Genomic DNA, 16,105 nt, shown 5'->3' with positions numbered 1-16,105 from the left:
TTGAATACATAGGAGGATTGTTAAGAAAAAAAAGGAAATAAGTGGTTTTATCTGGTAAAATGTGGTAAAATATTATTTATATTTGATTATTAACGAGTTAATTTTAATTGATGAGTCATTTTATAGGAACTTTCGAGTGCAAAGCAGATGATAAATCAAGGATAATGATCCCTGTGTCTTTAAAAAAGCAAATATCTAATATTATAACAGAGAGTTTTGTTATTAAAAGAGCAGTTTTTAATTCTTGCTTGGAATTATACCCTATGTCAGAGTGGACTTTGTTAATGGAAAAAGTAAATGCTTTAAACCGATTTAATAAAAAAAATAATGACTTTATAAGAAGATTTACTGCTGGTGTTAAAATTGTAAATATTGATTCTTCAGGTAGACTACTAATTCCTCGCGACTTAATATTACATGCTGAAATTAAAAAAGAAGTTGTAGTTTCTTCAGCAGTTAACATACTTGAAGTTTGGGATAAAGACCTTTATGAGGAGTCAATTAACGCAGCAACAGTTGACTTTGGATCATTAGCTGAAGACGTAATGGGTGATAACAATAATAAAGATGTATCATAAACCAGTTCTTCTCGAACGATCAATAAATGGCTTAGAAATAAAGTCTGATGGAGTTTATGTTGATGTTACTTATGGAGGAGGAGGGCATAGTAAGGTGATTTTAGAAAAACTATCTGACAAGGGAAAGCTTATTGCTTTTGATCATGATGAAGATGCAATGAGTAATAGATTAAATGATAATAGAATTTTATTTATTTCATCAAATTTTAGATATCTAAACAGGTTTTTGAAATTAAATGGCATAAATAAAGTCGATGGAATTTTAGCTGATTTTGGTGTTTCTTCTCACCAATTTGACTCTAAGGAAAGAGGTTTTTCAACGCGTTTTAATGGTCCGCTTGACATGAGAATGGATAAAACCCAAACTTTATCAGCATTCAATATTATAAATGAATATTCTGTAGAAGATTTAGTTAAGTTATTCAAGGATTATGGGGAGTTAAGAAATTCAAAGCAATTGGCTGCGGTTATTGGTGTCCAACGGTCAATTGCTCCCATATTAACAACAGCTGAATTAAGAAGAGTAGTTGAGTCTATCCTGCCTGATAGGTTTTTAAATAAAACATTGGCACAGCTTTTCCAGGCTCTTAGGATAGAAGTAAATGATGAATTAGAAGTTATTAAAGATTTTTTAATTCAAACACCCCATTCATTGTCTCCTGGAGGCAGGTTGGTCTGTATATCATATCACTCTTTAGAAGATCGTTTAGTGAAACGATTTATAAGAGAAGGCAAGTTTCAAGGTGAGGCAGATAAAGATGTATACGGAAACACAAACTTGCCTTTCAAAAAAATAGGAGGTGTTCAAGTACCTTCCTCAGATGAAATAAATAAAAACAATAGGTCTAGAAGTGCTAAACTTAGAATAGCTGAAAAAGTATAGTTAAATAAATCATATGATTAAAAAAATTATTTCTTTTTTAAAAATGGAGTTTTTGATTAAAGAAGATTCTTTTAAAAATTGGAGAATGATTTTATTTTTTTCAATTTTAGCTTTAACCATGATATCAATTGGTCATTCTGCTGATAGAAAAATATTTAAAATAGCAAATTTGAATGAAAAAATTAAATCACTAAAAAGTGAGTTTGTTGAACAGAGAACATATCTGATGAAATTAAAAATGGAAACTAATGTAATCAATTTACTATCTCATAAAGGAATAGTTTCCTCTGAAAGACCACCAATAAAAATTATTGTAACAAAATGAAATTTAGAAATTTTAATTTTCGGTTTTATTTTGTTATTTCCATCCTGATCTTATTATCTATAACCTTATGTTCTAAGCTTATTTATATTCAGATAATAGAAGGGGATAAATATAAAAAAATTGCAAAAGAAAGAACTCTTAAAAATATTATAGTAAAACCTATTCCTGGAAACATATACTCTGATGATCAAAGTTTATTAGCAACTTCAGTAGTTAAATATGAATTAAGATGGGATTCAAAAGTAGTTTCAGATAAAAATTTTAAAAAAAATAAAGAAAAATTAGCTGTTGGAATTTCTAGGATTACTAATAAAGATTTATTGAAAACAAAAATAGATTTAGAAGAAGCTAGGTATAAAAATAATCGTTATTGGTTGGTTGGAAAAAATCTGAGCTACTCTCAACAAAAAGCTTTAAAAAAATTACCTCTTTTTAACTTTCCATCATATAAAGGAGGTTTAATAATTGAACAGAAAGTGACCAGAGAAAGGCCTCTAGGGAAAATTGCAGAAAGAACAATTGGTTATGAACGTCCTCATTTAGATGGTACATTTTTAAGAGTAGGCCTTGAAGGTGCATATGGAAGTTTGTTAAAAGGAAAAGAAGGGTATAGGTTGAAAAGAAAAATAGCTAATGGTAAATGGAAATCAATTAATAATATAAATGAAAAAGAGCCCACAGAGGGATACGATATTTATACAACTATAAATATAAATTTTCAAGACATAGCTCATAACTCACTTTTAGAACAATTGGAAAAATATGAAGCTGATAGTGGAACAGTTGTAGTAATGGAGGTAGAAACTGGAGCAATTAAAGCTATTTCAAATCTTGGAATTACTTCTAAGAAAACATATTTTGAAAAATTAAACTATGCTGTAGGATCAGCTCAAGAGCCTGGATCTACATTTAAATTAATTAGTATTATTGCAGCTTTGGAGGATAATATTGTTAAACCTACAGATATAATTGATACAGGAGACGGAGAAAGAATTATTTATGGAAAAAAGATAAAAGATTCACAAAAAGGAGGATATGGTTCTATATCCGTATCTAAAGTTTTTGAGGTTTCTTCTAACACAGGAATTGTAAAAATCATATATGATAATTATAAAAATAAGCCAAAACAATTTGTAGATCGAATATATAATATGGGGCTTCATAAGCCATTAAATATCCCTATAAAAGGGGAGGCAAATCCAAAAATACCCTATCCAACAGATAATGAGTGGAGTGGAATTAGTTTACCATGGATGGCATGGGGATATGGAGTTTCATTAACACCTTTACAAATACTCACCTTTTATAATGCAATAGCAAATAATGGTGTAATGGTTAAACCAAATTTTATTGATAAGATAGGTCGTTTAGGCGCAAAACCTCACATTAAATTTTCAAGGGAGGTGTTAAACCCTTCTGTTTGTTCAGAGTCTACACTTTTAGCAGTAAAGAAAATGTTGTTTAACGTTGTAGATAAAGAGTGGGGTACTGCAAATAACATAAAAGATAAAAATTTTACTATTGCAGGAAAGACAGGCACCACTCAAACCGCTTATACTACAAATTCAACAGAATATATATCAAGCTTTGTTGGTTATTTTCCTGCTGAAAAACCAAAATACTCTTGTATAGTAGTTATTAGCAAACCTAATAAAGATAAAGGGTATTATGGAGCTCAAGTTGCAGCGCCTGTCTTTAAAAAAATAGCAAAGAAAATTTATACAGGTATACCTAAAGAGGTTGAAATTTCTATGCAAAATTTAAAAATTTCTAAAAACACTTTATTTGAATCCAATAACATACTGCCAAATATGGTAGGAGCTGAAGCAATGGATGCTATAGCTTTTCTTGAAAATAAAAATATAAAAGTAAATATACAAGGAAAGAAAGGGAAAGTTAAAAGGCAGTCTGTGGCACCAGGAACTTCTTTAAATAAAGTTAAAACCATCAACTTGAACTTATGAAAAAGTCGTTGAAAGATATATTATATAAAGTCTCTATAATTGGTATGGCAGGTCCTCCAGATCAAAATATATCTAAAATCGAAATTGATTCAAGAAAGGTTAAAAAAAATTATTTATTTGTTGCTTTATCTGGAACAAATTCAAATGGTCATGATTATATTGACGAATCAATAAATAATGGAGCTTCAGCAATAGTTTGTTTAGAATTTCCAAACAATTTAAAAAAATCAAAAACTTATATAAAAGTAGAAGACACAACTAAAGCACTTGCTGTAATTTCAGGAAATTTTTATGATCATCCATCAAAAAAACTAAAATTAGTTGGAGTGACTGGAACAAATGGTAAAACAACAATAACAAATCTATTGTTTGAGCTTTTTAACAATCAAAAGAGAAAAGCAGGTTTAATTTCAACTATTAATATCAAATATGACACAAATGAAATTCCATCTAATCATACAACTCCAGATATAATTACCACTAATTTTTACTTATCCGAAATGGTAAGCGAAAATATTAATTATTGTTTTATGGAGGTCTCTTCTCACGGAATATCTCAGGGAAGAATTGATGGACTTAATTTTTCAGGTGCCGTATTTAGTAATTTGACTCATGATCATCTTGATTATCATAAAACTTTTAAAAATTACAGAAATGTCAAAAAAACTTTCTTTGACAAACTTCCAAAATCTTCATTTTCATTAGTAAATAATGATGATAAAAATGCATCATTTATGCTGCAAAATACAAGCTCTAATAAGTCAGGGTATGCAATGAATAATTTTGCAGATTTTAAAGTTAAAATATTAGAATGTGAATTTGATGGAATGCTTATTAGAATAAATAATCAAGAGGTATGGACAAGTTTGCTAGGTAATTTTAATGCTTCAAATTTACTAGCCGTATTTAGTGTTGCTGCTTTGTTAAATATTCCAGAATCTGAAATTTTGCGAAGTATAAGTATGTTGAAAAATGTTCCAGGACGTTTTCAGACATTTCAATTTAATAAAAAAGGACTAGTGATAATTGATTACGCTCACACTCCAAATGCTCTTGAAAATGTTATTGACACAATAAATCAAATAAGAACTAAAAATGAAAATTTAATTACTGTGATAGGATGTGGAGGAAATAGAGATAAGAAAAAAAGACCTGAGATGGGAAGAATTGCATCTCAAAAAAGTGACAAGGTGATTTTCACTTCTGATAATCCAAGAAATGAAGACCCCAGTAAAATTATAGATCAAATGCTTGAAGGAGTTAAGCCTGAAGATTATCATAAAGTATTAAATATTGAAGAACGTGAAATGGCAATTAAAACCTCCAAACATATTTCAAATCATTCTGATATAATCTTGATAGCAGGAAAAGGTCATGAATCATATCAAGAAATATGTAATAATAAAATTCCATTTGATGATTTTGTAATAGCAAAAAAATATTTTAAAAATTAAAACTAATCATATGCTTTATTATTTTTTTGAATTTCTTGAATATAAGTATCATTTTCCAGGATCAGGATTGTACCAATTTTTATCCTTTAGAGCAGCAGTAGCAATGATTTTTTCTTTAACTTTTTCTTTAGTTTTTGGACAAAAAATAATATCCTATTTATCCAAACTACAAATAGGTGAATCCATACGAGACCTCGGATTGGAAGGGCAAAAGGAAAAGTCAGGCACACCTACAATGGGAGGTTTAATAATTATATTTTCAACTATTATTCCTGTTATTCTCTTAGCTAAATTAGAGAATATATATATAATAATTCTTTTGATTACTTCTCTATGGATGGGGCTAATAGGGGGATTAGATGATTACATAAAGGTTTTTAAAAAAAATAAAGCAGGCCTTAAAGGTCATTTTAAGGTGATTGGTCAAATAATCCTTGGAATATTTATTGGATCTACATTATATTTTCATTCAGATATTACTGTTCGTCAAAAACTTATAACTTATGAAATCTTAAGCGTTGAAGTTGAAAATCCTTTTTCTGCTGAAGAGAAAGCCTTCGTAACAAATATTCCTCTCATAAAAGATAATGCATTTAATTATTCTAGCTTAATCACATGGATTGATAAAAACTTAATTGATTATACTTGGATAGTTTTTATACCAATAGTTATTTTTATAATAACAGCTGTTTCTAATGGAGCAAATTTAACAGATGGTTTAGACGGTTTATGTGCAGGAAGCTCTGCCATAATTGTTTTTGTTTTAGGGATTTTTGCATGGATTTCTGGTAATTTTGTTTTTGCTGACTATCTAAATATCATGTATATCCCTCAAGTTGGGGAAATAACAATTTTTATAGCTGCCTTTTTAGGGAGTTTAATAGGTTTTTTGTGGTACAATACTTATCCTGCCGTAGTTTTTATGGGAGACACAGGTAGTCTAACAATTGGAGCCCTTATAGCAGTTATAGCTTTAATAGTTAGAAAGGAGTTATTAATACCATTATTGTGTGGAATATTCTTTATCGAAACACTATCAGTATTAATTCAGGTAGGCTATTTTAAGTATACTAAAGGAAAAAAGGGAAAGGGTCAAAGAATTTTTTTAATGTCACCTATTCATCATCATTTTCAAAAAAAAGGAATTCATGAGAGTAAGATTGTAACTAGATTTTGGATTTTAGGAATTTTATTTGCAATCCTAACAATAGTAACATTAAAGATAAGATAGATGAAAAATAAGTGTGTTATTTTAGGAGGGGGAATTAGTGGAGTAGGAACTGCACAACTTGCTATTAAACAAGGTTTTGATGTGTATGTTTCAGATACTAGCTTACTCGAAAATAATATTAAAGATAAATTTAAAGATTGGGGAGTTTTCTGGGAAGAAAATGTTCAAGAATCTAATTTTTTTCAAAATGCAGATTGGATAATGAAAAGTCCAGGAATACCAAATAATTCATCCTCAGTTTTATTAGCAAAAGAATTAGGTATTCCAATTCTATCAGAAATAGAGTTTGCATCAAGACACACTAATGCAAAAATTATTGGTATTACAGGTAGTAATGGAAAAACCACGACAACAGAGTTAACTTATCAGATGTTAAAAAACTCAGGGCTTAACGTTGGAATAGCAGGTAATATTGGAAAAAGCTTTGCTCAGCAAGTTGCTGAAAACTCTTTTGAAATTTATGTTTTGGAGCTAAGCAGCTTTCAGTTAGATGACATTATTGACTTTGCCCCTGATATAGCAGTGATAACTAATATTACTCCAGATCATTTAGATCGTTACAATAATAATTTTAATAATTACATAGCCTCTAAACTTAGAATTACTTTAAATCAAACTAATGATCAATTTTTACTTTTAAACGCAAATGATTCAGTTTTAATGGAGGCAATTAGTCGGGTTTCAACCAAAGCTCACAAGCATTTATTCGGATACGATTTAGAGTGTGATTCATCAACATCATTAAATAATAAAAATATAACTATTAAATATAAAAATGTTAATACTATGATTTCAACTAGTACATTTCCATTAAAAGGAAGACATAATTTACTAAATGCAATGGTTGCGTCGACTATTGCATCAATATTTAAATTGAATAAAAGTAATATTCGTGAAAGTTTATCAAATTTTAATGGTTTACCTCACCGACTTGAACATGTTTTAAAAATCCAGGATGTTAATTACATAAATGATTCTAAAGCAACAAATGTTAATGCAACTTTTTATGCTCTAGAAACATTAAACACCAAAGGAGTTTGGATTGTTGGAGGGGTTGACAAGGGAAATGATTATGAGCAGTTATTGCCTTTAGTTAGAGAGAAGATTAAAGCTATTATTTGTTTAGGAAAAAATAATCAAAGATTAATTGAAGTTTTTTATAAAGTAACAGATGTAATGGTAGAGACCCAATCTATGCAAGAAGCTGTGAAAATAGCACACAACATTTCCAAAAAAAAAGAAACAGTTTTATTATCACCAGCTTGTGCTAGTTTTGATTTATTTAAAAATTATGAAGATCGTGGAAATCAGTTTAAAAATGCAGTAAGAAGTTTATGAGTTTAACTACACAAAATTATTGGATTAAAGGGGATCGAGTTTTGTGGTGCATAATATCATTGTTAGTAATATTTTCGTTTTTGCCAGTTTTTAGCGCAAGCTCAAACCTTGCTTATGTTATTGGAAAAGGCACTCCTCTAGGATATTTGATCAAACATTTTGTTATAATGTCATTTGGTTTTTCACTTTTATTTGCGGTTCATAAGGTTCCATACACATATTTTAAAGGGATTTCTGTTTTGATGATGCCAGTTATTTTCATTTTACTAATATATACCGCTTCACAAGGTGATATTATTGGTGGTGCAAATGCAAATAGGTGGATCGAGATTCCAATAATTGGTTTTAGCTTTCAAACTTCTACACTTGCCTCTATGATTTTAATGATTTATGTGGCTAATTATATGTCAAAACCTAACAATAGTTATCTAAGGTTTAAAAACTCTTTTTGGTTATTGTGGTTTCCTGTTATTTCGATTGTGATGCTTATATTTCCTTCAAACTTTTCAACTGCAGTAATACTTTTATTTATGGTAATTACTCAGATGTTCATTGGTGGATACCCATCAAAGTATCTTATTTATATATTAGGATTTTGTATTGGAATGATTTTCATATTTTTTTTATTAGTTAAGACTTTTCCAGAAATAATTCCAAATAGAATTGATACATGGACAAGTAGAATTGAAAATTTTAAATCAGGTAAGCAAGATGGAAATTATCAAATTGAACGAGCAAAAATTGCAATTGCTTCGGGAGGAGTATACGGTCAAGGAGCTGGAAAAAGTGTAATGAAAAACTTTCTTCCACAAAGTTCATCCGATTTTATATATGCTATAATTGTTGAAGAATACGGGCTTGTAGGAGGTGTGACATTAATTTTATTATACTTACTTCTTCTTTTTAGAATAGTTGTCATTGTTCATAAAACTTCAAATTTATTTGGCAAACTTTTAGTCGTTGGTTTAGGTGTTCCAATAGTTTTTCAAGCTTTTATAAATATTGGTGTTACTCTTCAGGTTTTTCCTGTAACTGGACAAACTCTTCCTTTAGTAAGTAGTGGAGGTACTTCGGCTTGGATGACATTTATAGCGTTAGGTGTCATTTTAAGCGTCAGCAGTTCAATTCAAAATAATTTAACAGACATTGATAACCCTTTAGCTATTTTAAGTGAAGACAAATAAATATATTATTTCAGGAGGTGGGACAGGAGGACATATTTTTCCTGCATTATCAATTGCTAATGAGATAAAAAATGATGAACCAGGTTCAGAATTTTTATTTGTAGGGTCAATTGGGAAGATGGAAATGAAAAAAATTCCAGATTCTGGTTTTGATATAATTGGTATTCCTGTAGAGGGTTTTCAACGTTCTTTTTCATTTAAAAACATTCTATTTCCTTTTAAGCTTTTAATAAGTATTATAAAGTCAATTTTTATTGTCATTAGGTTCAAGCCAGACATAGTGATTGGAACAGGAGGATTTGCAAGTGGTCCCGTAGTTTTTGCTTCACAAATAATGGGTTACCCTACATTAATTCAAGAGCAAAACTCATACCCAGGAGTTACAAATAAGATATTAGGAAAAAGAGCTAAATTCATTTCCGTAGCCTATTCTAAAATGGATAGGTTTTTCTTAAAAGAAAAAATTGTATATACAGGAAACCCCGTGAGGAAAGATATAATTGATAATAATATAAAATCGACAGACGCAAAAGCATTTTTTAATTTAAACCCTAATAAGCCAGTTATAGGTGTTATTGGTGGTAGTTTAGGAGCTCTTTATCTAAATAAGATCATAAGTGATAATCTAGAGGTTTTCAATGATCTAGAAGTTCAAGTTATTTGGCAATGTGGAAAACTATATTATGAAAAATATAAGTTTCTTCAAACGGATAGCATAAAGGTTTTACCATTCATTAACAGAATGAATTTTTTTTACAAAGCAGTAGATGTTTTAATATCTAGATCAGGAGCGTCAACTATTTCTGAAATATGTATCACGAATACACCCACTATATTAATTCCCTCCCCAAATGTTGCAGAAAATCATCAATATTATAATGCTATAGAACTATTCAATTTAAATGCTTCTGAAATGATTGAAGAAAAACATCTTGAAAAAAAATTTAAAACTGTATTAACTGAGTTTTGGGTAAATAATTTATTAAGAATTAAAATGAAAAATAATTTACAAAAATTATCAAAACCTAATGCAACCAAAGATATTGTTGAAGTCATAAAAAAAATAATTAATTGAAAAATTTTAAAACATATTTTTTAATTGGAATTGGTGGTATTGGAATGTCTTCAATAGCACAATATCTGCTTCTAAAGGGCTGTAAAGTTTTTGGTTATGATAGAACTTCTTCATATATAACAGATTTACTTGAGAGTAAAGGAGCAGTTATTAGTTTTACTGATTCAGTTAATAGTATACAAAAATATTTCAAAAAAAGTAAAATTCAAATTATTTATTCTGCAGCAATTAAACCAGAACATCCAATTCTAAGTTATTTTGTTTTGAATGGACATGTTCCAATTAAAAGAGCAGTTTTTTTAGCTTCAATAGTTAATGATACTGAATCATATGCGGTTGCCGGCACACACGGTAAAACCACAACTAGCTCTATTTTAACTCATATTTTTAAAAACATTAAAGTGTCATTTTCTGCTTTTGTTGGTGGAATAATGTTGCCAGAGAAAACTAATTTTATTCATAAAGGATTTGAAAAGACAGTAGTTGAAGCTGATGAATTTGATAGATCATTTTTAAAGCTTTATCCTTATGCAGCATGTATCACCTCTTTAGATGCAGATCATCTAGATATATATAAAAGTCATGAATCATTAAAGCAAGCATTTTATTATTTTTCCAAAAATGTTAAGGGTCAATTAATAATTCATCACACAATTCCATTTAAGGGTCTAACATATGGTCTAAATGTTAAAGCTGATTATGTTTTCGAAAACTGTAATCAATCAAATGACGGTTATTATGTAGACATTAAGACTCCAGACAAAAGCTTCTCAAAGATATTCTGTAAAGTAACTGGTAAACATAATTTAGAAAACATGTTGGCTGCTCTGGCCTTAGCTCATCAATCTGGACATGAATTGGAGGAGATAATTCCATCATTAGGAACTTTTGATGGAATTATGAGGAGAATGATAACTCATCAAATTGATAATAAAATAATAATTGATGATTATGCTCATCATCCAACAGAAATAGCTGCTGTAAATAACACTCTTAGAGAAAAATATCCAGATTCATATATTGAAGTTATATTTCAGCCACATTTGTTCTCAAGGACTAGAGATTTTCTTAATGATTTTGCTTTTGAATTATCAAAATTTGATAGCGTTAAGTTGATGCAGATTTATCCTGCTAGAGAAGAACCGATTCCTGGAATAGACAGTCTTAGAATTCTTAAAAAGATAACTTCAAAAGCGGCTCTTTTAGATAGAAAAAATTTCAATAAAAATTTAGACACAAATAAAGCAGATGTTGTTGCAATTTTAGGAGCAGGAAGTATTGGAGGTTATATAACTGAATATTTAAAAACTAAATCTATTAGATGATTAAAGAAAAATTATTTCTTGGATTAACAACTCTTCTTTTGTCGGGGTTAAGTGTTTTATCTCATTGGAATTTTAATCATAGGAATGATAGTAGATTCAATATTTTATTTTTTGAAAACAAATCTAATTTTTTAAATGATTCTCTCGTTAATAAATTGTTGATACAAAAGACAGGAATTAAAGTAAATCTTTCAAATCTTAAACTAGATTTGAAAGATCTTGAGGAATATTTAGAGTTACTTCCTGAAGTTCGTAATGCGGAAGTGTTTTATGATGCCAATGGCACTGTTAATACCAGAATTTTTGAAAGTTCAGCTTTGTTAAGAATTCATAATGAAGGTTTTTATATAGATTATTTTGGTGAAAAAATTCCGTTTTCAAAAAAGTACACTCCTAAAGTCCCTATATATAGTGGGGTTTTTAAAGATGAAAATGTTGAAGATTTAATAAGGTTGTCAAAATCAATCATTAGTGACAGTTATTTGAAATCAGAACTTGTTGAAGTATGGGATGATAAATATGGATTCACTATAAGGCTTAGAGATTATGATTTCGAGGTCTATTTCGGTGATTCTAAAAATAGTGATAATAAAATAAAGAAGTTAAAGGCTTTTTGTGCATTTGTTAAAGAGAATAAAATTAATAAAAAACCAAAACGAATTGATTTGACAGTTTATAATCAAATTATTTCTACACACTGATTAAAATGAAAAAAAATACTTCGGTTGGATTAGATATTGGTACTACTAAAATTGTAGCTATGGTTGGTACAATGAATGATTTCAATAAAGTAGAAGTTCTAGGAATTGGAAAATCTCAAAGTTTGGGTGTTCATAGAGGAGTGGTTAATAACATAACTCAAACTATACAATCAATCCAACAAGCGGTTGAAGAAGCCAAGAGTGTATCAGGTGTTGAAATTGATGAAGTCGTTGTTGGAATTGCTGGTCAGCATATAAGAAGTTTACAACACAGTGATTACATTACAAGAAATAACCCGGAAGAAGTTATTGATGAAAATGATATTGAGCGTTTAATTCAACAAGTTTATAAACTGGTTATGTTGCCAGGTGAAGAAATCATACATGTTCTTCCTCAGGAATATAAGGTTGATGGTCAAGCCGAGATAAAAGAGCCAATTGGTATGTACGGCGGAAGGCTTGAGGCAAATTTTCATGTAGTTGTAGGTCAGGTTTCATCAATAAGAAATATTGGTAGGTGCATTAAAAGTTCAGGCTTGAAAATGGGAAATATCACTCTAGAACCACTTGCTTCATCAGATGCAGTTCTAAGTAATGAAGAAAAAGAGGCTGGTGTTGCTTTAATTGATATAGGCGGCGGAACAAGTGATTTAGCTATTTTTAAAGATGGAATTATTAGACATACAGCTGTTATTCCTTTTGGAGGAAATGTAATTACAGAAGATATTAAAGAAGGTTGTTCTATTATCGAAAAACAAGCTGAACTTTTAAAAGTTAAATTTGGTTCCGCATGGCCTGGAGAAAACAGAGATACTGAAATTGTGTCTATTCCAGGTTTAAGAGGTCGAGATCCAAAAGAAATTTCATTAAAAACATTATCAAAAATTATTAATGCTCGAGTTGTTGAGATAATAGAGCAAGTCTTTTTAGAAATTAAAAATTACGGACACAGTGAGCAAAAGAATAAGCTTATTGCTGGTATTGTTTTAACTGGAGGTGGAAGTCAATTAAATCATTTAAAACAATTAGCAGAATATATAACAGGAATGGACACAAGAATTGGATATCCTAGTGAGCATTTGGCAGGAGATTCTAGTAAAAACACCAGCCCAATGTTTTCTACTGCTGTTGGACTATTAATGAATGCTTTGAATAATTCAAATTTCACACAAGGAGATAAAGAAGTGAATGGTACTGAAAATTTAAATCATTCAGAAAATATTGAAAACAATGATATTAAAATCAATTTAGATAAAACAAACCCTAATAAATCAATTTTTGATAAATGGGTAGATAAGTTTAAGGAGTTTTTAGATAATGCATAAATAAACCTAGTAGAATGGATCAAGAAAATAGTACAAATTTTAGTTTCGATTTACCAAAAAACAAGAGCAACGTAATTAAGGTAATTGGAGTTGGAGGAGGAGGGAGTAATGCTATCAATTATATGTTTCAACAAGGACTAAATGGTGTTGATTTTGTTGTTTGTAATACAGATGCTCAAGCTCTAAATCAAAGCTCAGTTCCGATAAAAATTCAATTAGGGGCGACTTTAACTGAAGGGCTGGGTGCAGGTGCAAATCCAGAGGTTGGGGCTCAAGCTGCACAGGAAAGTTACGAAGACCTAAGAAGTCTTTTAAATGCACAAACAAAAATGATTTTTATTACAGCAGGAATGGGAGGTGGAACTGGAACTGGAGCTGCTCCAATAATTGCTAAAATGGCAAAAGAATTGGATATATTAACTGTAGGAATAGTTACAATGCCATTTCAGTTTGAAGGAAAACTCAGATTGGATCAAGCCCAAAAGGGATTAGAAAACATAAAATCTGAAGTTGATTCTTTAGTAGTAATTAACAATAATAAACTTAGAGAAGTTTATGGAAATCTTGGGTTTAAAGCTGGTTTTGCTAAGGCCGATGAGGTTTTGTCTAAAGCAGCAAGAGGTATAGCGGAAGTTATAACTCATCATTACACTCAAAATATTGATCTTAAAGATGCCAAAACTGTATTGACTAATAGTGGGTCTGCCATAATGGGTTCAGGAACATCCAGTGGAACTAACAGGGCACAAGAAGCAATTGTTAAAGCTTTAGACTCTCCATTATTAAATGATAATAAAATAACGGGTAGTAAAAATGTTTTATTACTTATAGTATCAGGATCTGAGGAAATTACGATTGATGAAATAGGAGAAATAAATGATTTTATTCAGTCTGAAGCCGGAAATAATACAAATATTATTATGGGGGTTGGTGAAGATAAAAATCTTGAAAATGCTATATCAGTAACTATAATTGCAACTGGGTTTGATGTAGATCAGCAAAATCAAATTGTTAATACTGAATCGAAAAAAATCATTCATACCCTTGAGGAAGATCAGAAAATGGAACATATATTAGTTTCAACTGACAAGAAAATCACATATCATAACTTAGAAAATACAGAGGATGATATTGAAGAAGTTGAAGAAAATGATTCAATATATGATAATACTAATGAGGTAAGTTTAAAAATACTTTTAACAGATGAAATAAGGAATATAGATGTTGTTTTTAAAGAAATTAAAGGAAATAATATTCAAGATTCTGATAAAACTAACTTAATAAATGAAAATTCAAACTCTATCTATGAAAATAAAGGGATTGAGATGTTTGATTCATTTGAAATAAATAATGAATTATTAAATTCTCCTCCTTCGGAATCTTATGATCAAGAATTTGAGGGTAGTTTCATAATTAATGATTTAAGCGAGGATATTAAATCATTAAAAATTGTAGATGAAGAGCTATTAGATATTGAAAAAGAAAATCAGACAACCTTTGATTTTGGAATACCATTAAGTAGAATTCAAAAAAATGAAATTAAGGCTGTAGATTCTATTAACTTTATTCTTAACGATTTTGAAACTGATCAAGTTGAAAATTCAGAAAAAATAGATGTTCCAGATTTTGTTGAAATTAAAAATTATGATTTAGAAAAAAATGAAATGGATGATGATATAGATAAATTAAATGATAGTAAAGAAATTTCAACGTCTGAACTATTTAATATTGAAGTTAATGAACCTGAATTTATTGATTCTAATACTAATAATGGTCAAACTCCATTTGATAAAACAATTATAGAAACAGCTTCTTTGGAGAATAAAAAAAGAATGGTTCACCTAAAGGAATTTAACTATTCATTCAAAAATAATTTAAGTAATATTGATGAATTAGAGAAAGAACCTGCTTATAAAAGATATGGGTTAAATATTGACGAATCTGAATCTAGTCATAATTTACCTAAAATAGTTATTGAAACAGATGAAAATGATAGCGTTAAACTCAAGTCAAACAACTCTTTTCTTCATGATAATGTGGATTAGTTTTAACAAAATAAAACCATATGTCTCTAGAAAATAATGTAACGAGTAAACTCAAAGAAGCTATGAAAGCAAAAGATGTAATCCGTCTTGAAGCTTTAAGAGCGATAAAATCAGCCTTAATTTTATTAAAGACTGAAGACAGAAATCAACCAATTTTAGAAACTAAAGAAGTTCAAGTTCTCCAGAAATTAGTTAAGCAAAGAAAAGATAGTGCATCAATCTTTAGAGAGCAAAATAGAATTGATTTGGCAGAACCTGAAGAGGCTCAAGCTAATATAATTTCGGAGTTTCTTCCTAAACAATTATCTGAATCAGAAATTGAAAACGTAGTCATTGGAGTAATAACCCAAATTAGTGCTGAAGGAATTAAAGATATGGGAAAAGTTATGGGAATAGTGTCTAATAAATTAGCAGGAAAAGCGGATGGAAAAACAATTTCTAATATTGTTAGGGAAAAACTATCATCTTAGGTATATTTAAAAATGGCCCAGTAGTTCAACTGGATAGAATATCAGATTTCGGCTCTGAGGGTTGGAGGTTCGAATCCTCTCTGGGTCACCAAAAATAAATCCACTTAAATAAGTGGGTTTTATTTTTTTGATCTTTATTATTGACACAAGCTACTATAATTAGTGATGTAAATAGAAATAATGACATCTTCTTCATAATGTAAATTT

At 29.5% G+C, this 16,105-nt stretch carries 14 protein-coding genes and 1 tRNA gene; all 15 read left to right on the top strand.

The features are described from left to right. The first annotated feature begins 110 nt into the window (after positions 1-110). The 15 genes from mraZ to AC34EU_RS01205 all read left to right on the top strand — a co-directional run bounded on the left by mraZ (position 111) and on the right by AC34EU_RS01205 (position 15,989). On the top strand, positions 111-578 hold the full coding sequence (gene mraZ / locus AC34EU_RS01275; protein ID WP_487533183.1) for a division/cell wall cluster transcriptional repressor MraZ: 468 nt from the start codon (positions 111-113) through the stop codon (positions 576-578). Further along, positions 568-1,461: a 16S rRNA (cytosine(1402)-N(4))-methyltransferase RsmH gene (gene rsmH / locus AC34EU_RS01270; RefSeq protein ID WP_487533184.1), complete on the top strand. Its 894-nt coding sequence runs from the start codon at positions 568-570 to the stop codon at positions 1,459-1,461. Before mraZ ends, rsmH begins: the two co-directional genes overlap by 11 nt. Positions 1,462-1,474: 13 nt before the next feature. Further along, positions 1,475-1,786 (top strand): FtsL-like putative cell division protein, encoded by a 312-nt coding sequence (locus AC34EU_RS01265; RefSeq protein ID WP_489666575.1) that lies wholly within the window; start codon positions 1,475-1,477, stop codon positions 1,784-1,786. Next, entirely contained in the window at positions 1,783-3,750 is a 1,968-nt protein-coding gene (locus AC34EU_RS01260; protein ID WP_487533186.1) for a penicillin-binding protein, read from the top strand. Before AC34EU_RS01265 ends, AC34EU_RS01260 begins: the two co-directional genes overlap by 4 nt. Continuing rightward, positions 3,747-5,204 carry a UDP-N-acetylmuramoyl-L-alanyl-D-glutamate--2,6-diaminopimelate ligase gene (locus tag AC34EU_RS01255; protein ID WP_487533187.1) on the top strand — a complete coding sequence of 486 codons (1,458 nt, stop codon included), beginning with the start codon at positions 3,747-3,749 and terminating at the stop codon, positions 5,202-5,204. Before AC34EU_RS01260 ends, AC34EU_RS01255 begins: the two co-directional genes overlap by 4 nt. Positions 5,205-5,214: 10 nt before the next feature. Beyond that, on the top strand, positions 5,215-6,435 hold the full coding sequence (gene mraY, locus AC34EU_RS01250) for a phospho-N-acetylmuramoyl-pentapeptide-transferase (RefSeq protein ID WP_487533188.1): 1,221 nt from the start codon (positions 5,215-5,217) through the stop codon (positions 6,433-6,435). Beyond that, the gene (gene murD, locus AC34EU_RS01245; protein ID WP_487533189.1) at positions 6,436-7,773 is read left to right on the top strand and encodes a UDP-N-acetylmuramoyl-L-alanine--D-glutamate ligase; all 1,338 of its coding nucleotides are present in this window, start codon (positions 6,436-6,438) and stop codon (positions 7,771-7,773) included. After that, the gene (locus AC34EU_RS01240; protein WP_487533191.1) at positions 7,770-8,957 is read left to right on the top strand and encodes an FtsW/RodA/SpoVE family cell cycle protein; all 1,188 of its coding nucleotides are present in this window, start codon (positions 7,770-7,772) and stop codon (positions 8,955-8,957) included. The genes murD and AC34EU_RS01240 overlap by 4 nt, the downstream gene beginning before the upstream one ends. Further along, positions 8,944-10,032 carry an undecaprenyldiphospho-muramoylpentapeptide beta-N-acetylglucosaminyltransferase gene (gene murG / locus AC34EU_RS01235; RefSeq protein ID WP_487533193.1) on the top strand — a complete coding sequence of 363 codons (1,089 nt, stop codon included), beginning with the start codon at positions 8,944-8,946 and terminating at the stop codon, positions 10,030-10,032. Before AC34EU_RS01240 ends, murG begins: the two co-directional genes overlap by 14 nt. Further along, positions 10,029-11,357: a UDP-N-acetylmuramate--L-alanine ligase gene (locus AC34EU_RS01230; RefSeq protein WP_487533194.1), complete on the top strand. Its 1,329-nt coding sequence runs from the start codon at positions 10,029-10,031 to the stop codon at positions 11,355-11,357. Before murG ends, AC34EU_RS01230 begins: the two co-directional genes overlap by 4 nt. Further along, on the top strand, positions 11,354-12,058 hold the full coding sequence (locus tag AC34EU_RS01225) for a cell division protein FtsQ/DivIB (RefSeq protein ID WP_489666577.1): 705 nt from the start codon (positions 11,354-11,356) through the stop codon (positions 12,056-12,058). The genes AC34EU_RS01230 and AC34EU_RS01225 overlap by 4 nt, the downstream gene beginning before the upstream one ends. 5 nt (positions 12,059-12,063) lie before the next feature. Beyond that, the gene (gene ftsA, locus AC34EU_RS01220; protein ID WP_487533196.1) at positions 12,064-13,383 is read left to right on the top strand and encodes a cell division protein FtsA; all 1,320 of its coding nucleotides are present in this window, start codon (positions 12,064-12,066) and stop codon (positions 13,381-13,383) included. Between the two features lie 14 nt (positions 13,384-13,397). Continuing rightward, positions 13,398-15,428 carry a cell division protein FtsZ gene (gene ftsZ / locus AC34EU_RS01215; RefSeq protein WP_487533197.1) on the top strand — a complete coding sequence of 677 codons (2,031 nt, stop codon included), beginning with the start codon at positions 13,398-13,400 and terminating at the stop codon, positions 15,426-15,428. Between the two features lie 20 nt (positions 15,429-15,448). Then, positions 15,449-15,898: a GatB/YqeY domain-containing protein gene (locus tag AC34EU_RS01210; protein ID WP_487533198.1), complete on the top strand. Its 450-nt coding sequence runs from the start codon at positions 15,449-15,451 to the stop codon at positions 15,896-15,898. 14 nt (positions 15,899-15,912) lie between these two features. After that, positions 15,913-15,989, top strand: a tRNA-Arg gene (locus AC34EU_RS01205). The last annotated feature ends 116 nt before the right edge of the window (positions 15,990-16,105 follow it).

The organism is Candidatus Marivariicella framensis, assembly GCF_982709265.1.
Note: the sequence above shows the minus strand (reverse complement) of the source record. Positions and strands in the feature narration are given on the sequence as shown.